Below are 23,535 nucleotides of genomic sequence, written 5' to 3'. Positions count from 1 at the left end.
GGCTCTACCCCTCCATGGCTTCCAGCTCATCAATGAAGCCTGAAATCATTGACAGGCCCTTGTCCCAGAATGCGGGGTCGGAGGCATCCAGACCAAAGGGCGCCAGCAGTTCCTTGTGGTGTTTGGAGCCCCCGGCTTTGAGCATCTCGAAATACTTGTCCTCAAATCCGGCGTCGCCTTCGGCGTAGACCGCGTAGAGGGCGTTCACCAACCCGTCGCCAAATGCGTAGGCATAGACGTAGAAGGGTGAATGTACAAAATGCGGCACGTAGCTCCAGAAGGTCTCATAGCCGTCCATGAACTCAAATGCAGGCCCCAGGCTTTCGGCCTGCACCGACATCCATAGCGCGTTGATGTCATCTGGTGTCAGTTCGCCGCCCCGACGGGCCGCGTGTAATTTGCATTCGAAATCGTAAAACGCGATCTGTCGCACAACCGTATTGATCATGTCCTCGACTTTGCCAGCCAGCAGCACCTTGCGCTGTGCGTCGTCCTTCGCCCCGTCCAGCATCTGGCGGAAGGTCAGCATCTCGCCAAAGACGCTGGCTGTTTCGGCAAGGGTGAGCGGCGTGGAGGAGAGCATCTCGCCCTGTTCGGCGGCGAGAACCTGATGCACCCCGTGACCAAGCTCATGCGCCAGTGTCATGACATCACGAGGTTTTCCGAGGTAGTTCAGCATCACGTAAGGGTGCACGTTGGTCACGGTCGGATGCGCAAATGCGCCCGGTGCCTTACCCGGTTTGACTGCCGCATCTATCCAACCCTTGCGGAAAAACGGCTCGGCGATCTGACCCATGCGCGGGTCAAAGGCGTTGTAGGCGTCCATGACCATCTTTTCCGCCTGCGCCCAATCGACGATGCGATTGTCTTCCAGCGGCAGCGGGGCATTCCGGTCCCAGACCTGCATCTTGTCCAGACCAAGCCATTTGCGCTTCAGCTCATAATAACGGTGGCTCAGCTTGGGGTAGGCGGCGACAACTGCATTGCGCAGCGCTTCGACGACTTCGGGTTCGACCTGATTGCTGAGATGACGGCCAAGCTGCGCCGTTTCCATGCCGCGCCAGCGATCAATGATCTCTTTTTCCTTGGCCTGAGTGTTGTGCACACGGGCAAAGGTTTTGATATTGCTGGAAAAGACTTCTGCCAGCTCGCGCGCGGCGGCCTCCCGTTTTGAGCGTTCAGGGTCGGTCAGAAGGTTGAGTGTTCCTTCGATGTTCAGGGTCTCGCCATCCACCTCGAATTCGAGCCCGGCAATGGTCTCGTCAAAAAGGCGCTCCCAGGCATCACCGACGACCCCCAGATCGTGCAGGAATTTCTCCAACTCGTCACTCAACTGGTAGGGCTTCATCGCACGCACGCGATCAAAGACCGGTTTGTAGCGTGCCAGGTCGGCGTTCTGCGCATAAAGACCATCCAGGTGATCATCCGCAAGGCGGTTGATCTCCAGCGTGAAGAACACCAGCGGCGTGGTGAAATTCGTGATCTTCTCCTGCAGATCGGACATGAACTTGGCCCGATCCGCATCGGTGGTCAATTGGTAATAGCGCAGGCCCGCGAATGACATGATACGCCCGGCGATCTGATTGATCTTTTCGTTGCGCAGCACACAATCGAGAAACCCGCCGGCGTCCAATCGGGCAAGGTTACCTTCGAAATCCTTTGCAAAGCTGGCGCAAGCCTGCTCCAGCCAATCGAGATCACGTTTCAGTTCTGCCGCATCGACACCTGTGTAAAGGTCGTCAAGGTTCCACTCTGGCAGATCGCCCAACGGCGCGGCGGCACCCGCTGCATTTGCGTCACGGACCGGGAAGGGGAGCTGGATCATCTGAAACCTCATTTCTGTTTCGCTATACGTAGGCTGGAGCAGGTTCGGGGACAAGCGGGTGCCCCCGCTAATCTGTGCTAGAAGCCAAATAGTTCTGCCGGATTGTCCACCAGAATGCGGTGGCGCGTCGCAGCATCAGATACCACGCGGTCCAGCGCGTTCAGCAAGGCACCCGCCTGGGGCATCTTCGCATCCGCCAGCATCAGATGTGGCCAGTCCGACCCCCAGAGGCATCTTTCCGGATTGGCGTCAATCAGCGCTTTAACGAGTGGGTCGGCGTCCAGGTATGGAGCCGCGCACATGCGGTAGATGGCGGAAAGCTTCACCCAGGCCTTGCCGTCCGCCAGCAGACGGCAGAGCGTCTGAAATCCTTCGGAGGAGGCCGTCAGCGCATCCTTGGGCCACCCGATGTGGTCAAAGACAACATCCGTGCCCAAAGTGCGGACATCCTGAGTCAGATCTTCCATATGCTGGTCCGCGTGACACAGCATCTGGATATGCAATCGCCGCTCGGCCAATGCCGGTGCCATGGCGCGCGCGCCCTTCCAACTCAACACCCCGCCATGCACGTAGTTGAGGCGCACGGCACACATGTTCCAGTCAACGAATTGATCCATCTGCCCGTCGGACGCCCCATCCGGCAGCAGACCCACACCGCGAAATCCGGTGCCCATCCGACGCACGGCTTCGACGGTCACGCTGTTGTCGGTGCCATAGAGGATGGAATGCACGATGACGCCACGGGAAAACCCGAGCGTTTCAAGGTGCGTTCGGTAGCGCTCCAGCCATCCTTCAAAATCCGGGCCGGGGGCGGGGTTCTCCACCCGTCCGTCCCACAATGGAAACTCATGCGCGCCAGCGATCAGGTGAACATGGGCGTCACAGGCCCCCTTGGGTGCCCGTCGCACAGGAGCAATGGGGGCGGGTGGCATCTGTGCGTCGGGCTTATCCATAAATCCTCAGCATATCGTTCAGGTCCTCCAGCGTATTCGCTTCCTGCAGCGGTTTGTCCTGTCGCCAACGCGACATACGCGGAAACCGCAGGGCGACACCAGACTTATGGCGCGGGCTGGCCTGAATGCCTTCAAAGGCAATCTCAAACACATGGTGGGGTGTTACCTGCCGCACCGGACCAAACCGCTGCAAGGTGTTTTTGCGCACCCATTTGGTGATCTCACGGAATTCCGCGTCCGTGAGCCCCGAATAGGCCTTTGCAAAGGGGACGAGTTCATTGCCATCCCAGACTGCAAAGGTGAAATCGGTAAAGAGGTTCGCGCGTCTACCATGACCGGCTTGCGCATAGATCATCACCGCATCAATGGTCAGCGGTGCCAGCTTCCATTTCCACCAATCGCCCTTCTTGCGACCTACAAGATAGGGGCTGTCCGAACGTTTGAGCATGATCCCTTCGGCATTTTCATCCCGGGCCACATCGCGCAGGTCGGCCAATTCGTCCCATTTGGTAAATTCAAGCTGCGGTGACAGGCGCACAGGTGCAGCCACAGGGAGCGGTGCGCAAAGCTCTTCAAGGATCTTGCGACGCTCCGCAAATGGCGCATCACGCAGGTCTTCGCCTTGCCACTCCAGCAGGTCGTAAGCGTGCAGGACCACAGGCGCGTCAGCGAGCAGCTTTTTGGGGACAGTCTTGCGGCCGATGCGCTTTTGAAGCGCGTTGAAGCTTGCAGGGCTGTCGGAGTGAGGGTGCCAGACCAGCAATTCCCCATCGAGGACTGTGCCGGGCGGCAGGAAATCCACGGAGCGTGCGAGTTCGGGAAAGCGATCCGTCATCAACTCTTCGCCACGTGACCAGACAAAATGCTGACCATCCCGCAGGATAAGCTGACCCCGAATGCCGTCCCATTTCCATTCGGCACGCCAGTTCTCTGGGGCGCCAAGCGCGTCGGGGGGGCCTTCGAGCGCATAGGCAAGATAGAAAGGATAGGGGCGCGACGCGTCCACCGCCGCATCGTCTGCTTCGATCAGGGCATGCCAGCTTGTGTGATCCGGGTGCCAGTTGCCCATCAGCCGGTGGGCCAGTTCTGCTTCCGCCTTGCCGGTCGCTTTGGACAGGGCGCGGGTCATCAGCTTTTGGCTGACACCCATGCGAAACCCACCCGTTATCAGCTTGTTGAACACGAATCTTTCAGTCCCGCCGAGGGTCTCCCAAGCCACCAGAACAAAGGCCTTACGGGCAGCATCGTCTGTTTGAGAGGCGTCCCGAAGGCGGGTAATCCATTGCGTCAGACTATCGTCATTGGTTGTCTCGCTCAGCGGCAAAACCAGCGCGATGGTTTCGGCAAGATCACCAACAATCGGATAGCTCTCCTCAAAAAGCCACAGGGGGATGTCGGCTGTTTCTGCGGCCCATTCACGCAGTTTTGTTGTCGTTACCGCCCGCTTTGGACGCCGTCCGGAAAAAAGCGCCATCGTCCACATCCGATCTTCATCGGGTGCCGAGTCAAAGTAATCCGCCAAGGCCGCGACCTTGGCGTTGGTCTTGGTGCTTTGGTCTATGGTGTTGAAGAGGGCAGCAAATCGGATCATTCGGAACCCTCGGCATCGAGGCTTTCCCCTTCGAACTCCGTCGGAACGACCTGCGCATGCCATCCATTTTCATTAAGGTAGCGCGTGAATATCTCTGTGTAACCATGAGTTACGTATATGTTTTCAGCCCCAGTTTCCTTGATCGCTGTAAGCAACCCATTCCAGTCCGCATGATCTGAGATTACAAACCCCCGGTCCCCGGCGCGTCGTCTGCGAACACCGCGCAATTGCATCCAGCCGCTGACAAACGCGGTCTCCTGGGGGCCGAATTTGCGCGCCCATGCGCTGCCCAGAGCAGATGGAGGGGCGAGCACAAGCGCGCCTTTTTGCGCCTTGTGATCAGTCTCTGGCGTGACGCCCAGGGTGTCCGGCAATGGCAGTCCTTGCTGGCGCAGTACCGCATTTGTTGCTTCGACCGCGCCGTGGGTCAGGATCGGCCCGATTTCCGGATCGAGCATGCTCAGCAGTCTTTGGGCCTTGCCCAAGGCATAGGCGCCCAAGAAAGCGGTCTTGCCTTCCGCCGCACATTTTGCCCACCACGCATTGATCTGCGCGGCGACGTGGGTCTGCGCTTGCCAGCGAAATACCGGCAACCCGAATGTTGATTCGGTAATGAAGTGGTGACACTTGAGTGGCTCAAACGGCTCGGACAGCCCATCAGGCTCTGTCTTGTAATCGCCCGATGCCACCCAAACTTCACGCCCGACTTCCACACGAATTTGTGCGGAGCCCGGAACATGTCCAGCGGGATGAAAGGAGACTGATGCGTCGCCGATGCGGATGGTTTCGCCGAATGCAATGCCTTGCGCGTCGATGTCGCCCAAACGGTGCCGCATCACCGGAAGAGCTGCGTGCGTAGCGAGGTAATGACCGTGTCCGCTGCGCGCGTGATCGGCATGCCCGTGGGTGATCAGCGCCCGGGCGACAGGCCGCCAGGGATCGATATGGAAATCACCAGCAGCGCAGTAAATACCACGTTCCGTGAATGTCAGAGCCGGAGAGCTGTTCATGACAGGCAATCTAGCGGACGGTCGGAAAATGCCCAGACTTTAGCCGTGCCCACCGCTGAGAAAGAGCGCGGTCATCTGGTCAAAGATCGGCGCTGAAACAGCCTCGCTTTCCATCAACACCTCATGTTCGCCGTTCTCGACGAGTTCCAGATGGCCCCGGTTCCAGGCTTCCATACGTCGATGGATCACCGGAATATCCACAATCCGCTCATTTGTGCCCAGAAAAGTGATGCAGGGAAGGTTTGGTGCCGCCCGATGCGCCAGATGCCGCGTTTCAAGCAAAGCCTCGCGTAGCCAGACATAGCTGGGTCCGCCGAGGGCCAGTTCCGGGTGACGTTCGAGTTGGACGCGCATTTGCTCGAATTGCGCGCGGTCTTTTGTTAATAGGTTGTCTTCAAATCCTTCCGTCAGGATATGATGCTCCATCTTTGTGCCAGGTGGCAGGCGATGGCCCTGACCGATCATCGGCATGAGATGGCTCAAAAACCATGCCATCGGGCGCAGATGTGGTGCCAGCCGGATACCCCACATGGGGCCGGTGAACGCGAGCGCCTGAACCGGCAACCCCTCCATGGCGGCGCGCAGCCCTATGGCCCCCCCCATGGAATGCCCCAACAGGAAAAACGGCCGTGGCATGCCAAGATCGCGCGCGGCACGAACCATGCGGTCCACGTCTTTCTGGTAGTCCGTGAAGTGTTCGACATGGCCGAGATCGCGATTGTCGATCAATCGGTCCGCGAGGCCCTGACCGCGCCAGTCAATGGCCATGCTGGCCAGTCCGCGTTTCGCAAAAGCGCCAGCCGTCTGATTGTATTTCTCGATGAACTCCGTGCGGCCGGGAAAAATCAGAACCGTGCCTTTGGCGTTATCAGGCTTCCAATGGCCAATTCTTATGCGGATGTCATCGGATGACTTGACCCATAGCGCGGCCCCGCCCTCGGCCCCAAATGCAATTTCGCTGAGGAAAGGGGCGGGGGTGAGCGCCATCAGGCGAGCGCCGACGCCAGTTGCATCGCAAGTCCCATGTCTCCGTCGACGCTGAGCTTGCCGGACATGAAGGCGCTTGTCGGATTGGTGTCGCCTTCGAGAATGGACTGAAAGGTTTCTGCATCCGCACTCAGGGTCACGTCAGCGGCATCATCGCCTGCGCGCGCTCCGGAGGCATCCATCATCACGGCTCCTTCGCCCTGGATGTCAAATTTTGCCGTACCGCCAAAATCGGCGCCGGCCAATTTTTCATTCAAAACCGCTACAGCCTGGTTCACAATATCGCTCATTCTTGGGCCCTTTTGCCGTGTGGTGCGCGCGGGGTCTGGAATTGCCCGTCGCACCTGTTACATACAATGCTGTTATGGCTATCAAACCACGCATTCTCAAACATGTCGTTACGGCATTTGCATTCCTTGTCATATTTATTGCGCCGTTGCGCGCGCAAGACACGGAACAGGCATTGCTGGACCAGCTGCGCGCGGCCCCGGCAGGTGAAGCAGGGCGGCTGGACCGGGAATTGAACCTGATCTGGGGGCGATCAGGATCTGCGGCGATGGATCTGTTGTTAAAGCGGGGCCGCGACGCCTTGGAAGCCGAAGACGTGTCCAAGGCCATCGAGCACCTGACGGCGCTGACCGACCACGCGCCGGATTTCGCTGAAGGCTGGCATGCGCGGGCGACTGCCTATCATCAGGCGGGGCTTTATGGCCCGGCGCTGGATGATCTGGAGCGCGCCCTTGCGCTGAACCCGAACAATTACAACGCCATATTCGGTCTGGGCGCGATGCTACAGGAATTTGGTGATCTGGAACGCGCAGCTGAGGCTTTTGATCGCGTTCTTGCCTTGCATCCTCATCACGAGAACGCGAAAACCGCGATGGAACAGCTCAGACAGAGCGGTGTCGGTCGAACACTCTGACCACAGACAGGCAAGGACAGCGCCGTGACAGGTGATCCCCGCGTAGTGGCCGTATTGGGCCCTACCAATACAGGCAAAACCACCTACGCAATCGAACGTATGCTGGGACACCGCACTGGTGTGATCGGGTTGCCGCTGCGGTTGCTGGCGCGCGAAGTCTACGACCGGATCGTGGCCGCACGCGGCCCGTCCGTTGTGGCGCTGGTGACCGGCGAGGAACGCATCGTGCCGCCCCGCACGCAATATTGGGTCTGCACGGTTGAGGCGATGCCCGAAGGCATGGGCTGTGATTTTCTGGCAGTGGATGAAATCCAGCTCTGCGCGGACCCTGAACGGGGACATGTCTTCACAGACAGGCTTTTGCGCGCGCGCGGGTTGCATGAAACCCTGTTTCTGGGTGCTGATACCATGCGCGGACCGATACGTGCGCTGGTTCCAAACGCTCAGTTTGCGCAGCGCGAGCGCATGTCGACGCTGACCTATCTGGGACCAAAAAAGATAAGCCGCATGCGTCCGCGCAGCGCGATTGTCGGGTTTTCCGTTGAAAACGTCTATGCCATCGCGGAATTGATCCGTCGCCAGAAAGGCGGGGCTGCGGTTGTCATGGGCGCGCTCAGCCCGCGCACGCGCAACGCTCAGGTGGAGATGTATCAGAACGGTGAGGTGGATTTTCTGGTGGCCACGGATGCCATCGGCATGGGGCTCAATCTTGATGTGGATCATGTGGCCTTTTCCAGTCTCACCAAGTTTGACGGACGCCGCATGCGTCCGCTGGCGCCGAATGAGCTGGCTCAGATCGCGGGCCGCGCGGGGCGGGGCATGAAGGATGGCACTTTTGGCGTAACCGGCGAGGCCCCGCCACTGGACGATGGTGTGGCCCAAGCCATTATGGACCACCAGTTCACACCGTTGAAAAAGCTGAACTGGCGCAATCATGCGCTGCAATTCGGATCTATCGACCGGCTGATCAGCACCCTTGAATCGTCGCCAGGTGACGACCTGCTGGTGCGCGCGCGGGAAGCAGACGACCTTTCGGCGCTGAAATCCCTTGGGCAGGTCACCGAGATCATCGCGCGCTGTACCGACGGACCTTCGGTCAGGCTGCTCTGGGATGTTTGCCGCATCCCGGATTTTCGGGGCATCAGCCATGCCGAACACGCGTCCCTGTTGGAAACCATCTTTTCATTTTTGCATGAGCGTGGCCGCATTCCTGATGATTGGCTGGCGCGCCAGATAAAAAGAATTGATCGAACCGATGGCGATATTGATGCGTTATCCAAGCGATTGGCGTTTATCCGCACATGGACCTACGTTGCGCAGCGCAAAGGCTGGACCAGTGAGATAAGCCATTGGCGGGAGCAGGCGCGTTCTGTAGAAGACCGATTGTCGGATGCGCTGCACGAGCGTCTGACGCAAAGATTCGTAGACCGGCGCACATCCGTGCTCTTGCGCCGGCTCGGCCAGAAGGAAGCCATGGTGGCAGAAGTATCGAATACCGGCGAAGTAACCGTCGAAGGCGAATTTGTGGGACGGCTGGAAGGTTTCCGGTTCTCTCAGGACAAGGGTGCCGGCGGCGCCGAAGAAAAGACGATCAAGACAGCGGCCCTGCAGGCGCTGGCACCGCATTTCCATTTGCGTGCTGATCGCTTCTACAATGCGCCCGACACCGAGATTGATTTCACCGAACAGGGCGGCCTCATGTGGGGCAAGGATGCTGTCGGCAAACTGGTCGCGGGGGCCGATGCGCTGAAGCCGCAGGTTGAGGTGTTCGTCGATGACGTGGCCGGAGCAGAGGTGGCACAAAAGGTTCAGCGGCGGTTGCAACATTTCATTGACCGCAAGATCGCAGCGCTGTTTGAGCCGCTTTTGAACCTGAGCCGCGATGAAACTCTGGAAGGTCTGGCGCGGGGCTTTGCCTTTCAGATGGTTGAAGCACTTGGTGTCTTGCCGCGCGCGAGCGTCGCAGACGATGTGAAGGCGCTGGATCAGGATGCGCGCGGGGCCTTGCGCAAACACGGTATCCGATTTGGACAATTCACGATATTCATGCCGCTTTTGCTGAAACCGGCACCAACGCGCTTGCGGCTGGTGTTGTGGTCTCTGGCTCAGGGCGTGCAGGATTTTCCCGAAGCGCCGCCGCCCGGTTTGGTGACGATTCCGTCTGATACGTCGGCACCGGCTGGCGCAGACACGATGGCGGGCTACCGAAATGCGGGCGAACGCGCGATACGCATCGACATGCTGGAGCGCCTGGCGGACATGTTGCGTGGTGAAAACTCCCGTGCCGGATTCGAGGCCACGGCTGACATGTTGTCCATCACCGGCATGACGCTTGAGCAATTTGCCGATCTGATGCAGGGATTGGGCTACAAGGCGGAGAAAGGTGAACGCGCGAAGGTCAAGGCCGTTGCCCCAGATCCTGCCAAAGAAGCCGTTGCACCGACGGAGGGCAAACCTGAGTCTGATGCGGGCAGCACCGACGAAGATAAGCCAGCAGAGATACCGGCTCAGGAAACACCAGAAGAGCCATCAACGGCGCCTGCGACGGCAAGTGACGCGAGTGCCGTTGAAGAAGATCAGATACCTGCTGGCGACGCGGTTGAAGAGCAGGATGCGGAACCTGAAATTGAGGTTTTCTATACCTTCACCTGGGGACGTCCGGCGCGTAGTGCGGGGCAGCACCAAAGGCGTTCGGGCGAAGATCGCACGCCGGGCAAAGGCAAGGGCAAACCTGGCGGTAAAGGAAAACGGGGAGGCCCGCGTGGTAACAAGGGCCAAGGCGCACAGAAGTTTTCTGCCCGCCCGCCCAAACCGGAAAAGAAAATCGATCCGGACAATCCTTTTGCTGCCGCCTTGATGGGACTGAAGGACAACAAGTAGTTGGCGGATGAGCTTCGACTGGACAAGTGGTTGTGGCATGCGCGGTTTTTCAAGACCCGTTCGCTTGCCGCGGCCCGGGTTTCTGCGGGGGAGGTAAGGGTCAACGGGAGCCGTACAGAAAAACGCAGTCAGATGATCGGGCCCGAGGATGTGCTGACCTTTGTGCAGGGCGATCAAGTTCGCGTGATCCGGATAGATGCCATTGGTCAAAGGCGCGGGCCAGCGCCCGAAGCTCAGGCTCTTTATACGGATTTGTCCCCGCCAGAGCCTGAATCAAAGAACACGCCTCCTGAAAACCCGGGCTATGAGGGAAAAGGTCGCCCGACCAAGCGTGATCGTCGCATGCTTGATCTTTCTAAGGCGCGCTCTCTTGAATGATACGGGCGGCTGATTTAGCTAGCGCTCTGACACAATCCGAAAAGAGGGTCCGATGACCTATATCGTGAACGACAGCTGCATTGCCTGCAAATACACCGACTGCGTCGAAGTATGCCCGGTGGATTGCTTCTATGAAGGTGAAAACATGCTGGTCATTCACCCAGACGAATGCATCGATTGCGGCGTGTGTGAACCGGAATGTCCCGCGGATGCGATCCGCCCGGACACCGAACCGGATATGGAAAAGTGGGTCGAGTTCAATCGCAAGTATTCCGAAATGTGGCCGGTGATCATCACCAAGAAAGACCCTCTGCCAGACGCAGAAGAGCGCGACGGGGAAACCGGGAAGCTTGAGAAGTATTTTTCCGAAACACCCGGCGAAGGCGGCTAGGTCCGTCACCACCGATTCGAGCTTGGAACGCTTTGGTTTTGCGGCCTAACAGCCTTATTCGGCGCGATTTTTCCACAGATGACGCTGCGGCAGCTTTTTTAGGGTCGCTTTTTGTGTTATAATACCTTCGCAAAGTAATAACGGACGACGCAATCGCTCCGCCCCCAGAAGGGGGAGGGCTCTGAAAAATCGGCATGTTCACACTTGGACGCGTGACCTAACGGTCTCCGCTCGGTGTGTTTTTGACTGTCGATTGTCGGGATTGGCAGCGCCGTTTTCTAAGGAACACTGAATGACCAAATCGAAGAAGCTTGATTTCCGCCCCAACGAGTTTGTTGTCTACCCTGCGCATGGCGTGGGTCAGATCATCTCGGTTGAAGAACAGGAAGTCGCAGGCATTTCGCTGGAACTCTTTGTCATCTCTTTTGAGAAGGACAAGATGACTTTGCGGGTGCCGACCCATAAGGCGACCGAAATCGGGATGCGGGCGCTGAGCTCTCCTGATGTCATTACCCACGCGATGAAGACATTGAAGGGGAAGGCCAAGGTCAAGCGGGCCATGTGGTCGCGCAGGGCGCAGGAATATGAGCAAAAGATCAATTCCGGTGATCTGATCGCGATTGCGGAAGTTGTGCGTGATCTGCACCGCACGGATGACCAGCGCGAGCAGAGCTATTCCGAACGCCAACTCTATGAGGCGGCGCTTGAGCGTTTGACCCGTGAAGTGGCCGCTGTAAGTGGTGGCGATGAACTCGCGGCGGCCAAACAAGTCGGGGATGTGTTGGAAAGCCGCGTCGCGGCCTGAGGTACCTCGGATCGAAAACAAAGACCGCGCCAACACTGGCGCGGTTTTTTTTATGTCAGCTGGATAACCAGCACGGCCAGGATTGAAACTTCGGTCAATTGCTGAGTGGCCCCCAGAACATCACCTGTCTGACCTCCGATTTTCGCCTTGGCCAGTGCCCCGATGCTGATCGCCACTGCCAGCGTCAGGATCAGGGCGGCGAACACCGGCAACCCGACACAACTGCCTGCAATCAACAAACCAAGCGCCAATCCCAAGATCGCGACGGGCATGGCAGGGCGACCAACGCTATGGGAAAGCCCGCTGTCACGGGCGTTCGGCAGAGCCGCCATCAGCACGGGCATCGCGCTTCGGGACAGGGCGGTTGCCGCAATGACCGGCAGAATACCCAGAGGCAGGAGTGAGGCATAGGCCAGCCACCGAAGACCGGTCACGAAAAGCAGCGCCAGGAGGCCGTAGGTGCCCAAATGGCTGTCCTTCATGATCTCCAAACGGCGGTTTGAATCAAACCCACCCCAAAATCCGTCGGCGCTATCGGCGAGACCATCCTCATGCATAGCACCCGTGATCAATATTAAAATCGCCAGCAGCCCACCTGCCGCAAAGCTGTCGGGCAGCCCCAGCATCAAGAGCAGATGACCAAACAGCGCCGCCAGACCGCCCAGAGCGGCACCGACAATGGGATAAGTCCAGACTGCGTTGCCCATCCGAGCGTAGGACATATCCGGCAATCGCGGCAGCGGCAGCCGTGTCAGAAGCGTCGCGGCCAGGAGCAGGTCGACCAACCATTTGGGCAATCTGTCGGTTTTCATGAAAAAGGGGCCTTTTCGCGTCTTGCCGGTCGGTCAGCATTGGGTAATGAGGTGCGATGAATGTTGCAACCGAGGTAGTCAAATGACAGCAGCTTTTTCCGATCTGGCCGGATTTCGGTCGATTTTGTCCACTCAGCCCGACAATGACGCTGCTGCTGTCTCGGCCGCGCAGGCGCGTAATGGCCAGTTAACCAAACCACCGGGTGCTTTGGGGCAGCTCGAAGAGCTTGCAGTGTGGTATGCGGGATGGCGGGGCACCGAGAGGCCGGAAATTACATCACCCCAGGTGATCGTTTTTGCCGGGAACCACGGCGTTGCGGCGCAGGGTGTTTCTGCATTTCCCCCCGAAGTCACCGAGCAGATGGTACTGAATTTTCAGCATGGAGGCGCGGCAATCAACCAACTGGCCAAGACCTTTGGCGCAAAGCTGGACGTCCATGCTCTCTCGCTGGGAACGCCGACCGCAGATTTTACCAAGGCCCCGGCAATGAACGACGAGGAGTTTTGCGCGGCCTTGCTGGCGGGCTGGGAGGCCGTTGATGAAAGCGCAGACGTGCTGGTGACCGGAGAGATGGGCATCGGCAATACGACACCGGCCGCCGCGCTGGCGACAGCCCTTCTGGGGGGCGAGCCGGAAAGCTGGACGGGCCGTGGCACAGGTGTCGATGACGTAGGTCTTTCAAACAAGATCCGTGTGGTCCGCGAAGGTGTCGCGCTGCATGGCGGTCAGGGGGACGGTCTGGAAATGCTGCGGCGGCTGGGCGGGCGCGAACTGGCCGGCATGGCCGGGGCCATCGCCCGCGCGCGCAGCCTGCGCATTCCTGTCCTGCTTGACGGGTTCATTTGCTGTGCTGCGGCGGCCTGTCTGGAAAAAACGGAAAAAGGCGCGCTCGATCATTGCATGGCCGGACATTTGAGTGCGGAAGGCGCGCATGGGCGGCTTCTTGAGGCTTTGGGCAAAAAGCCGTTGCTGTCCCTGGGGTTGCGTCTGGGCGAAGCGTCGGGTGGTGCCTTGTCCTTGGGGGTGCTCAAGGCCGCCGTTGCCTGTCTGAGTGATATGGCGACATTTGCCGAAGCAGGCGTATCGGAAGGCTGAAAACCAGCGCCGCGGTCTGTTTTATGCAGACGGCGGCGGCGTTTACGTCACGCGCGTTTTTTTTCGCTGTCGCGGCTGAGAAATGCCGTCTCCAGCTCTTTTTGCAGTTCCTTGGCGCGCGCCAGATAAGCCGGGTTCTGGCTGGCGGGCACTGCCGGGTCCCAAAGCTGCGCCAGTTCCTGCACGGAATGGCGATCATGATGATAGAATATCCGCTCTGCCTCGGCGGCTTCATATTCGCTGAGCCCCATGTTCTCCAGTACGTAGCGGCCTGCGCGCAGAGAACTGTCAAACAGCTCCCGAACGATGTCGTCGGCACCCGCCTGATAGAGGCGGTAAACGTGGGTCCGGTCACGCGCGCGCGCCACGATGTGCATATCAGGCCGGAGTTTTCGGGCGTATTTGACCAGCTTGATGGCGGCATCCTGATCATCAAGAGCCACCACAAGCACGCGTGCGGATTCGAGCCCTGCCGCGCGCAGGATGTCCGGGCGGGTAGGGTCGCCGAGAAACCCCTTGAAGCCAAACCGGCGCATTACCGCGATGACCTCCATGTCATGATCCAGAACAACCGTGTTAAAGCCGTTGGCCTGCACCAGACGATTGACGATCTGACCAAAGCGGCCGATGCCTGCGATGATGACCGGACCTTCAATGTCGATCTCATCTTCGGGATGCTGCTCTTTGGCGTCGGCTGACCTTTTGGACAACAGGTCGTAGAGCATGAAGAGCAGCGGCGCGATCAGCATCGACATGGCGATCACCAACAGCAGCGTTTCCGCCACATCCACCGGAATGACGCCTTGCACGACCGAGAATGACACCAGCACGAAGCCGAACTCGCCAGCCTGCGCCAGAGCCAGCGCAAAGAGCCATTGGTCTTTGCCTTTCAGCTTGAAAGCGCGGGCCAGGAAATAGAGGATCAGCCCCTTCACGATGATCACCAGCAGCGACATCGCGATGATCGCAGGCATGTTGTCAAACAGCAGGTTAAAGTTGATCCCGGCCCCGACCGTAATGAAAAAGAGTCCTAATAACAAACCCTTGAAGGGCTCAAGGTCAGTTTCCAGTTCATGACGGAATTCCGAGCTTGCAAGGACGACGCCCGCCAGAAATGCGCCCAGTGCTGGTGAGAGCCCCACAAGCATCATCAGGAATGAAATCCCCACGACAATCAGCAGCGCAAGGGCTGTGTACATTTCGCGCAGACGCGCGGAGTGGATGTATCTAAAGAGCGGCCGGGTCAGAAACACGCCCGCCAGCACGACGGCACCGATGGCGGCGATGGTGACCAGCGTCACGCCCCAGCCGGGCAACCCTTCCACAAGCGACAGGCTGTGATGACCTGAGCCATGCGCCTTTTCTCCGGCACGCAGGATCGAGCCATCCGAGGCCATATGCGCGGGCATGGCAGCAACCAGCAAAGGCAGGAAGGCAAGGATTGGAATCACGGCAATGTCTTGGGTCAGCAGGACCGAAAAGACCGACCGGCCACCGCTGGTCTGCATCAACCCTTTTTCCGACAGGGTTTGCAGAACGATCGCGGTAGAGCTCAGCGAAAGGGTCAGACCAATGGCAAGCGCCACCCCCCAAGGCTGGTGATAGGCCATCGCGATGACCATGATTGCAAGTGTGCTCAGCCCAACCTGCAGGCCGCCTAGCCCGATCAACCGGTGACGCATATCCCAAAGCGCGCGGGGTTCCAGCTCCAGACCGATCAGGAACAGCATCATGACCACGCCGAATTCTGCAAAGTGTTGCAGGTCTTCGGTTTCCGCGCCGACAAGCCCCAACACCGGGCCGATCATGATCCCGGCAGCCAAATACCCAAGCACGGAGCCCAGACCCAGCCGCGCCGCGATGGGTACTGCGATTACGGCGGCAGCAAGGTAAATAGAGGCTTGGAAAAGGAAGCTTTCCATGTCGGCGCGGTCTCCTTTAGGGGCGTCAGGTTGGCAAAGGCCCGTCGGTCTTGAGTTGATCCATCACGATTTGGCTGTGAACACGGGCCACGGCGGGATGGGGCAGGAGTACGTCGTGTATCAATGCATTTAAGGCGGGCAAATCAGCACAGTAGACCCTCAATAGATAATCTGCATCACCGGTCATTGTCCATGCACTGGTGATCTCTGGGCGTGTATTGACCAGCCGCGCGAAACTTGTGGAGTGATCAGGCCCATGTGTGCCCAGGTGGACCTGCACAAAGCCTTGCACATGTAACCCAAGATGGCCCGGATCAAGACGTGCGACGTAGGCCTGAATGTATCCGTCGCTTTCGAGCCGCTGACGACGGCGTCCTGCCTGACTCGGGGAAAGGTGCAACATCTCCCCCAGTTGTTGCGCGGTCAGATGGGCGTTCTTTTGAAGCGCTGACAACAGGCGGGTGTCCACGGCGTCCAACATCATGCGTGCCTTTTCCAGTATTTTGGCTGATGGTGCGCGAATTCCGCGCAAATTACCAGAACTCACGGGCTCTTTGCGCGGAATTCGCGCAGAATTAGCGGTATGGTGCCTCAAATTGCGCGACATATCGCGACTCACCGCATTCAGGAGCAACACCATGGGTCCCTTTCCGCACGACGCCCCAAAATCGACCATCACCGCAGAAAACCCCGCTGGCACCGACGGTTTTGAGTTTGTCGAGTTTGCCCACCCTGACCCGCAAGAGCTGCGCGATCTTTTTGCGCGGATGGGATATGCCCATGTTGCCAATCACAAAACCAAGCAGATAGAGCTTTGGCAGCAAGGCGATATCACCTATGTTCTGAACGCTGATCCTGACAGTTTTGCTGCACGGTTCGTTGAGGACCACGGGCCTTGCGCGCCTTCCATGGGGTGGCGGGTGGTAGATGCCCAGCAGGCTTTCGATCACGCGGTCTCCAAAGGGGCCACGCCATATGAGGGTCCGGGCAAGGCATTGGATGTTCCCGCCATCGTCGGCATCGGCGGGTCGCTGCTGTACTTCGTGGATCAGTATTATGACACCAGCCCCTACAACACGGAGTTCGATTGGACCGATCAGTCCAAACCTGCCGGTGTCGGCTTCTACTATCTCGATCATCTCACTCACAATGTCCACAAGGGGAACATGGACAAGTGGTTCAAATTCTATGGTGATCTCTTCAACTTCAAGGAAATTCGGTTCTTCGACATTGAGGGCAAGTTCACCGGTCTTCTGAGCCGCGCGCTGACATCGCCCTGCGGGCGCATCCGCATCCCGATCAACGAAGACAGAGGTGAGACCGGCCAGATCGTGTCCTATCTGAAAAAATACAAGGGCGAGGGCATCCAGCACATTGCCGTTGGGTCCAGCGATATCTACGACAGCACCGACGAGATTGCGTCGCGTGGACTGAAGTTCATGCCAGGTCCGCCAGACAGTTATTACAAGCTCAGCCATGACCGCGTTGTCGGCCATGAAGAACCGCTCGACCGGATGAAAAAACACGGCATCCTGATTGACGGTGAAGGCGTTGTTGATGGTGGCGAGACGAAGATTCTGCTGCAGATATTCTCCAAAACGGTCATCGGCCCGATCTTCTTCGAGTTTATCCAGCGCAAGGGTGATGACGGTTTCGGCGAAGGGAACTTCAAAGCACTGTTCGAGAGTATTGAACAAGAGCAGATTGACAACGGCGAGCTTGCGGCTGAGTGATCCCTTGGCTTTTAAGGCGAGCGCTATATACGACGGGTACCGGTCGGCTCTCCGGAGATTGACTGGCACCCATCGGTGCTCTGCCACAGATCATCGCGCAGTGTCCGCGCCTGCTGTGGCGCTCTGAGCCACGCAGGGCACCAACCGGCACCCCTGCGGGCGCCAAAGCGCTTTTGCCCGAGCGGGTATACCCCTATAGTTCCGGGAAAACCCAGAACCGGGACAGGCAGGATGGTACAAACGCCCAGCAGCTTCAATGTGGTGATCGTCGCTCAGCGCGGTCGCCTGACCTACGAGGCATTGTTGTTTGTCGCATCTCTGCGTCATTCAAGCCCGGGTTTTGCTGGCCGCGTAGTCGTTGCCGAGCCGCAACCGGGTCCTCTATGGCCAAAGGACCCGCGCATCTCCGATACCGCAGCACGTGATATGCTAGAGCAGTTGGGGGCTGAGATCATACCCTTTGAAAGCCAGCATTTTGGTGCCGCCTATCCATATGGCAATAAAATCGAGATGCTGAAAAACCTGCCCGAAAACGAACCTTTTGTGTTTTTTGACACTGACACGCTGATCACGGGTGATCTGTGCGATGTTCCTTTCGATTTCGACCACCCCGGTGCCTCGCTGCGCTGCGAGGGCACATGGCCCAAGCCGGAACTCTACGGGCCTGGGTACAGCGGTCTTTGGCGGTCGCTCTATGACAAGTTTGGCCTGGATTTCGAGAGCTCACTCGATCTGAGTCAGCCAGACGATTATTGGAAACGCTACCTATACTTCAACGCGGGCTATTTCTTTTACAATTGTCCGCGAAAGTTCGGCACCCTATTCGAGAAATACGCTCTGGGCATCAGGGATGATCCGCCTCAAGCGCTTTGCGCGCAGGAAATGAACCCCTGGCTTGATCAGATCGCGCTGCCGCTCGTCATCCACGCCTTGGGAGGGGGGCGGGATGCTTTGCCCGATGGCCTGCTGGATGAAACGATCAGTTGCCACTACCGGGTCTTTCCGTTGCTTTACGCCCGTGAAAGTGATGCCGTCATTGATCTGCTTGAAGCGGTTTGCGCGCCCAACAAGATCAAGAAAGTGCTGAAATCATATGAGCCGATCAAGCGCATGGTCTATCAGGGCCGGGGCGCAAAAGTGCGCGCACTTTTTGATCGTGATCATCTGCCGCGACGGGAAGCCGCGATCCGCAACCGGATCAAATCCGCCGGGTTCTGGATGCGGTGAACCGGGCTATTCCGGGGGCTGCTCTTGTGCGGCGTGCACCCTTGGCCTAACGATACGGGCAATGAAGTCCTCAGGAGGAACCCAATGACAGACGGCCCAAGCTACGGCTTTGACACCTTGCAGATCCACGCAGGCGCACGCCCTGACCCCGCGACCGGCGCACGCCAGACACCCATTTACCAGACGACGGCTTACGTGTTTCGCGACGCCGATCACGCAGCGGCTCTGTTTAATCTGCAAGAGGTCGGGTTCATCTATTCGCGCCTGACCAATCCAACGGTTGCGGTCCTGCAGGAACGTATCGCGACGCTTGAGGGGGGTGTTGGGGCAGCATGTTGCTCTTCGGGTCATGCGGCCCAGATCATGGCGCTGTTCCCATTGATGGGACCGGGCAAGAACATCGTTGTCTCCACCCGTCTTTATGGTGGCACGGTCACGCAATTTTCCCACACGATCAAGCGGTTTGGTTGGGAAGCGACCTTTGTGGATTTCGATGATCTGGATGCTGTCAAAGCCGCGATCAACGACGACACCCGCGCGGTATTCTGCGAAGCCATTGCCAACCCCGGCGGTTATATCACCGACCTCGATGCCATCTCGGCAATCTCTGATGCCGCTGGCATTCCGCTGATCGTCGACAACACGTCAGCCACGCCCTACCTCTGTCGTCCGATTGAGCATGGTGCGACGCTGGTTGTGCACTCCACCACAAAGTACCTCACCGGGAACGGCACGGTGACGGGCGGTTGTGTGGTGGATTCAGGTAAATTCGACTGGTCTGCCAATGACAAGTTCCCATCGCTCAGCCAACCCGAACCCGCCTATCACGGTCTCAAATTTCACGAGACATTTGGCCCGCTCGCCTTCACCTTCCATTCTATCGCCATCGGTCTGCGCGATCTGGGCATGACGATGAACCCGCAGGCGGCGCATTACACGCTGATGGGTACAGAAACGCTGTCTTTGCGCATGGAGCGCCATGTGGAAAACGCCGAGAAACTGGCGGGCTGGCTCGAAAACGATCCGCGTGTTGAGTATGTTACTTATGCCGGGCTGAAATCTTCTCCCTACAACGCGCGGGTGCAGAAAATCTGTCCCAAAGGGGCAGGCGGCCTTTTCACCTTCGCGATCAAGGGTGGCTACGATGCCTGCGTTAAATTTGTAAATGCCCTGGAAATTTTCAGCCATGTGGCCAACCTCGGTGACACGCGCAGCCTGGTGATCCATTCTGCGTCAACGACCCACCGTCAGCTGACAGCAGAGCAGCAGGAAGCTGCGGGTGCTGGTCCGGGCGTGGTTCGCGTGTCTATCGGGACGGAAAATGCCGATGATCTGATTGCCGATCTTGATCAGGCACTTGCCAAGGCGACTAGCTAAACGAAGGGGGCGCTTTCACGAGCGCCCCGTCATATCGGATGTTTGCCGATGTTAGTCGGCGATGGCGAAAACGATGTTGACCTGGGCTCTGATGGTCAACTCACCCGCGGCGATCGGCGCATCCATTTGCCGGGCGGCAGCCATTTCCAGCATTTGCGGGCGGGCAAATCCGCCGCTTTCGCTGATGGATTGAATTGGCCCCAAAGCAACCCCCGCTGCCGATGCAAGTTGCTGGGCCCGGTCGATGGCATCTCGAACGGCTTCGGCACGGGCTTCATCAGCGGCTGGCCTGGGCTCTTGCAAGCCAAAAGACAGCCCGTTGAACGTATTGGCACCGTCACGAACCACAAGATCAAGAAGCCCCCCCAAGGCTGCCAGATCTCGGACCCTTACGGTCAGTGAGTTGCTGGCGACAAATCCGGTAATTTTGGGGGGCGTGTTGTTGTTTGATCCCCGGCCGGACCAGATGGGTTGCAATGAGACATTATCGGTTTGCATGTCGCGGGGGGCAACGCCCGCTTCCTCAAGACGCGACAGAACGTCGCTTACACCCTGCGACGTGGCGGCCATCGCCGCTGCGGCCTCTGCTGCTTCATGGGTCACGCCAAGGCTGAGCGTCGCCATATCGGGTGCCGTCTCAACGTTGCCTTGTCCGGTGGTGCTGATGATCCGCGGCTGATCTGCCACAGCCATGCCGGAGGCGCAGATAATCAGCAAAAAAGTCGCAAAAAAAAATCTCATCGTTATTCTCCTCATTCTTCCTTCAGCAGATACCGCACAACCGCCAAGAGCAAGCGGTAAACCTCTCGTTAACCACTCCTCGGCGAAGACCTGCTATATCGGTGGTATAACGTTTATCCTTCTGTCCAAGCCCTCAAGAGGCTGTTAAACCCAAGGCATGAAACCAAACTTTGCGCTTTCCCTTTCCCTAGAAGGTGTGCGCCTGCTGTTGCGCGCAGCGGGGGGGTGGCGCTTGGTCGGCGAAGTTATGCCGAGCACGTCGGGCTTTGAGGATGAGCTTGCCGTTATGCGAAAAACGGCAACCGCCCTGGCCCCTGACGGTCTGCGCTGCAAGCTTGTTATTCCAAATGAACAGATACGGTATCTGACGATCCAGACACCGGGAATGACACCTCTTGAACGGCGCGATGCAGCCCGTCAGGCACTGGATGGAGCAACACCTTACGCCGTGGACGATTTGGCGTTTGATGTCTCGGAAGATGGTGATGCTACCCATATTGCTGCGGTGGCCTACGAGACTTTGGACGAAGCAGAGGCGTTTGCGGAAACCCATCGATTTCACCCCGTCAGTTTCGTGGCGATTCCCGGGGATAACACCTATTTGGGTGAGCCCTTTTTCGGCCCCTCCAAGGCGGCGCGTACTCTGCTGACTGCCGGTCAGGTCGTTGAACCGGATGGCGTTTCGATCGTCGTGATCGGCGAAGCGGAAGTCCCTTCTTCCAAGTCGGCAACTGAACCGGTCGAGACGACGCCAGCGTCAGTCACGTCGCCTCATATCGAGCCTGCCGATGAGACGTCCCTACAGGTCGGACCTGCGGAATTTGTTGGAAGCGATGGTTTTGCTGACAAACCGGTTTTTGATGTTGCAGACCCGGGTCTGCCGCCTCGCGACGTCATTTCTCAGACGGCTGCATTTGCTTCGCGCCGCAAACCACGAGAAACGGTGGCAAAAGATGTATTGGTCCTGACGGCTGAGCCAGAGCCAAAAGAACACCCAATCACGCCCCGTCCCGAAGAAATGACCCGGGGTTTCGCAGAGCCACCCGTTTCCGCACCAAACCAGCGGTTTTCCGAACCGCCAACCGAAGTGCTGACACGCGGGTTCGCAGAAACCGCGGCACCGCCTTTGGTAGCACCCAAAGCCCGTTCAGTGCGGGTGCCACCAGTTCTTGAAAAAGCAAAAAAGACTGCCCCGCAGTCCGACATGGAACGGCTGACCGTCTTTGGCGCTCGTGAACAAAAACCGCGACAAGGGGCACCCTTATACGTGGCGTTTTTGCTGACCGTCGCGTTGTTGGTGTTTCTCGCGGGCATAGCGGCTTGGGCATCGGGATATGTCCAGGAAGGATTGGCCGGGCTCTTTGACCGGAGTGGGCGAGCAAGTATTGAAACGGAAGCCGTGCAGGTTTCGCCCCCGAGACTGCAACCGGCTCCCGCCGATGTCCCTGCCGCCCTCGATACAGCGACCGGGAGCGTTGAAGAAGCGAGCCTTTCCGATGAAGACGCAGCGGTCCTCGACGCGTTGCGGACGCCTCTGATCGAAGATCCAGACGATGCGGCATCTCCAAGGGATGAGGATGCGCGCGCCAGCTACGCAGTCACAGGTATCTGGCCGCAGGCACCCCAGGTGCCACAGCCACCGGCATTGGTCGATATTGAAGACCTTTACGTGACAAGCATAGATCCGATCGAGCCCGCATTTGACGCGGTCGCCTTGCCTCCTGTTTCCGATACGCAAAGCGATCTCATGTTCGATGATCCCGGCTCGCCAGCCGCCGCTGGAACAAAATTTTCTCTTGATAACAGGGGTCTAGTGGTGCCGAGCGCGCAGGGAACGCTGTCTCCTGACGGCATTGAGGTGTTTGCTGGTGCACCTCCTTCACGCCCTGATGCCATTCCTGAGAGGGGTGCGCCAGCTGTTGAGGTTGATCCGGCGATTGCCCTTCTTGCGGGTTTTCGTCCGCGCCAACGTCCAGGGGATCTTCAGGAAACGACCGAGCGGGCCACACTTGATGGATTGACGCGCGCCGAGTTGGCACAGTTCCGACCTCCCATCCGGCCGATCTCGGAAGTTGAGACCGCGGCAGCCGCCGCCGCAGCAAGCCTGGTGCCTTTGAGCGATAGCGCCACGCCGCTGGCCGAACAGGATACGCAGAGTGGGCAAGCAAGCGATGAATTGGCTGTCACGGCCTCGCTGCGCCCCGATGCGCGCCCCAGTAACTTCAATCAGATCGTGGCGCGGGCGCAAAAGACCGCCAGTTCCGCTGCCACTGTTGGTGCGGCCAGCATCGCGCCCAGAACGGTCACGCCCAAGATACCTTCAAGCGCATCGGTGACGCGTGAAGCTACGGTGCGCAACGCGATAAACCTGCGAAAGGTGAACTTGATCGGGGTCTATGGCACTCCGTCTGACCGACGCGCGCTGGTGCGCCTCGCAAACGGTAGATACAAAAAAGTTCAGGTCGGAGATAGAATAGACGGCGGTCGCATCTCGGCCATCGGAGACAGCGAATTGAGATACCAGAAAAGCGGTCGCAATCTCGTTTTGAGAATGCCGAAAGGCTAAGCAGGTTGGCGAAGTTGCGCAGCCTGGCTTATCGTTTCATTAGCCGCGGGGCAGCACATACGATCGTTCGATCGTTGATATCCAGCAATGCCAAAAACTACTGCTCAGGAAAGAATGGTGGGCGATCCTAGATCGCCTGCCAGACCGACAAACCATTCATTTGACTGCAACCGCTCAACAGGCAGGTTACGCTTTGTCCCATTTGCATGGCTAACCGGGAGGAACAGGTCAATGCAGGGTACGAAGCTGACCTTCACTGCATAGCGCGTGAGCTTCCGCTAGGCGCAGAGAGTGGGCTTTGCAAAGTGTCGGCGATAGC

The 23,535-nt window shown here is 58.4% G+C and carries 20 protein-coding genes; 10 read left to right on the top strand and 10 right to left on the bottom strand.

What is annotated here, in order from left to right; translation table 11 throughout:
- Positions 1-4: 4 nt before the first annotated feature.
- From Q0802_RS02840 to Q0802_RS02815, 6 genes are all read right to left on the bottom strand, one after another.
- The gene (locus Q0802_RS02840) at positions 5-1,825 is read right to left on the bottom strand and encodes a M3 family oligoendopeptidase (RefSeq protein ID WP_298913235.1); all 1,821 of its coding nucleotides are present in this window, start codon (positions 1,823-1,825) and stop codon (positions 5-7) included.
- A 77-nt stretch (positions 1,826-1,902) separates the two neighbouring features.
- Complete coding sequence (locus Q0802_RS02835) at positions 1,903-2,778, bottom strand: amidohydrolase family protein (protein WP_298913232.1); 876 nt, start codon at positions 2,776-2,778, stop codon at positions 1,903-1,905.
- On the bottom strand, positions 2,771-4,369 hold the full coding sequence (locus Q0802_RS02830) for an ATP-dependent DNA ligase (RefSeq protein WP_298913229.1): 1,599 nt from the start codon (positions 4,367-4,369) through the stop codon (positions 2,771-2,773). The genes Q0802_RS02835 and Q0802_RS02830 overlap by 8 nt, the downstream gene beginning before the upstream one ends.
- Positions 4,366-5,379, bottom strand: coding sequence for a ligase-associated DNA damage response exonuclease (locus tag Q0802_RS02825; protein WP_298913226.1), 1,014 nt, complete (start codon positions 5,377-5,379; stop codon positions 4,366-4,368). The genes Q0802_RS02830 and Q0802_RS02825 overlap by 4 nt, the downstream gene beginning before the upstream one ends.
- 39 nt (positions 5,380-5,418) lie before the next feature.
- A complete protein-coding gene (locus tag Q0802_RS02820) occupies positions 5,419-6,366 on the bottom strand; it encodes an alpha/beta hydrolase (protein ID WP_298913223.1) in 948 nt (315 codons plus the stop codon).
- Positions 6,366-6,656 carry an SCP2 sterol-binding domain-containing protein gene (locus Q0802_RS02815; protein ID WP_298913220.1) on the bottom strand — a complete coding sequence of 97 codons (291 nt, stop codon included), beginning with the start codon at positions 6,654-6,656 and terminating at the stop codon, positions 6,366-6,368. Before Q0802_RS02815 ends, Q0802_RS02820 begins: the two co-directional genes overlap by 1 nt.
- A 74-nt stretch (positions 6,657-6,730) precedes the next feature.
- Between Q0802_RS02815 and Q0802_RS02810 the strand changes: the two genes are divergently transcribed.
- The 5 genes from Q0802_RS02810 to Q0802_RS02790 all read left to right on the top strand — a co-directional run bounded on the left by Q0802_RS02810 (position 6,731) and on the right by Q0802_RS02790 (position 11,742).
- Positions 6,731-7,288, top strand: a complete 558-nt coding sequence (locus tag Q0802_RS02810; RefSeq protein ID WP_298913217.1) for a tetratricopeptide repeat protein — start codon at positions 6,731-6,733, stop codon at positions 7,286-7,288.
- 24 nt (positions 7,289-7,312) lie between these two features.
- A complete protein-coding gene (locus tag Q0802_RS02805; protein WP_298913214.1) occupies positions 7,313-10,168 on the top strand; it encodes a helicase-related protein in 2,856 nt (951 codons plus the stop codon).
- Complete coding sequence (locus tag Q0802_RS02800) at positions 10,169-10,546, top strand: RNA-binding S4 domain-containing protein (RefSeq protein ID WP_298913211.1); 378 nt, start codon at positions 10,169-10,171, stop codon at positions 10,544-10,546.
- Between the two features lie 52 nt (positions 10,547-10,598).
- Complete coding sequence (fdxA, locus tag Q0802_RS02795; RefSeq protein WP_298913208.1) at positions 10,599-10,937, top strand: ferredoxin FdxA; 339 nt, start codon at positions 10,599-10,601, stop codon at positions 10,935-10,937.
- Positions 10,938-11,229: 292 nt separating this feature from the next.
- Positions 11,230-11,742: a CarD family transcriptional regulator gene (locus Q0802_RS02790; protein ID WP_298913205.1), complete on the top strand. Its 513-nt coding sequence runs from the start codon at positions 11,230-11,232 to the stop codon at positions 11,740-11,742.
- Positions 11,743-11,792: 50 nt separating this feature from the next.
- On the opposite strand, the gene cobS is transcribed toward Q0802_RS02790, so the two are convergent.
- Positions 11,793-12,554: an adenosylcobinamide-GDP ribazoletransferase gene (gene cobS, locus Q0802_RS02785; RefSeq protein ID WP_298913202.1), complete on the bottom strand. Its 762-nt coding sequence runs from the start codon at positions 12,552-12,554 to the stop codon at positions 11,793-11,795.
- Positions 12,555-12,636: 82 nt separating this feature from the next.
- Between cobS and cobT the strand changes: the two genes are divergently transcribed.
- Positions 12,637-13,650, top strand: coding sequence for a nicotinate-nucleotide--dimethylbenzimidazole phosphoribosyltransferase (gene cobT, locus Q0802_RS02780; RefSeq protein ID WP_298913199.1), 1,014 nt, complete (start codon positions 12,637-12,639; stop codon positions 13,648-13,650).
- Between the two features lie 47 nt (positions 13,651-13,697).
- Here cobT and Q0802_RS02775 read toward each other — a convergent pair whose 3' ends face one another.
- Both Q0802_RS02775 and Q0802_RS02770 read right to left on the bottom strand, forming a co-directional pair.
- The gene (locus Q0802_RS02775) at positions 13,698-15,572 is read right to left on the bottom strand and encodes a cation:proton antiporter (protein ID WP_298913196.1); all 1,875 of its coding nucleotides are present in this window, start codon (positions 15,570-15,572) and stop codon (positions 13,698-13,700) included.
- 25 nt (positions 15,573-15,597) lie between these two features.
- Entirely contained in the window at positions 15,598-16,053 is a 456-nt protein-coding gene (locus Q0802_RS02770) for an Lrp/AsnC family transcriptional regulator (RefSeq protein WP_298913575.1), read from the bottom strand.
- Between the two features lie 157 nt (positions 16,054-16,210).
- Here Q0802_RS02770 and hppD point away from each other — a divergent pair, with 157 nt between their 5' ends.
- From hppD to Q0802_RS02755, 3 genes are all read left to right on the top strand, one after another.
- The gene (gene hppD, locus Q0802_RS02765; RefSeq protein ID WP_298913193.1) at positions 16,211-17,305 is read left to right on the top strand and encodes a 4-hydroxyphenylpyruvate dioxygenase; all 1,095 of its coding nucleotides are present in this window, start codon (positions 16,211-16,213) and stop codon (positions 17,303-17,305) included.
- A gap of 231 nt (positions 17,306-17,536) precedes the next feature.
- Entirely contained in the window at positions 17,537-18,532 is a 996-nt protein-coding gene (locus tag Q0802_RS02760) for a hypothetical protein (RefSeq protein ID WP_298913190.1), read from the top strand.
- Positions 18,533-18,616: 84 nt separating this feature from the next.
- Positions 18,617-19,909, top strand: coding sequence for an O-acetylhomoserine aminocarboxypropyltransferase/cysteine synthase family protein (locus Q0802_RS02755; protein ID WP_298913187.1), 1,293 nt, complete (start codon positions 18,617-18,619; stop codon positions 19,907-19,909).
- A gap of 51 nt (positions 19,910-19,960) precedes the next feature.
- Here the strand turns inward: Q0802_RS02755 and Q0802_RS02750 are convergent, their stop codons facing one another.
- Positions 19,961-20,650: an SIMPL domain-containing protein gene (locus Q0802_RS02750; protein ID WP_298913185.1), complete on the bottom strand. Its 690-nt coding sequence runs from the start codon at positions 20,648-20,650 to the stop codon at positions 19,961-19,963.
- A gap of 157 nt (positions 20,651-20,807) precedes the next feature.
- On the opposite strand from Q0802_RS02750, the gene Q0802_RS02745 reads away from it, so the two are divergent.
- Entirely contained in the window at positions 20,808-23,216 is a 2,409-nt protein-coding gene (locus Q0802_RS02745) for a hypothetical protein (RefSeq protein WP_298913182.1), read from the top strand.
- Positions 23,217-23,535 lie beyond the last annotated feature (319 nt).

Source organism: uncultured Roseobacter sp., assembly GCF_947495275.1.
GTDB lineage: Bacteria > Pseudomonadota > Alphaproteobacteria > Rhodobacterales > Rhodobacteraceae > Roseobacter.
The sequence above is the reverse complement of the archived record's forward strand: the minus strand, read 5'-3'. Positions and strand labels throughout refer to the sequence as shown.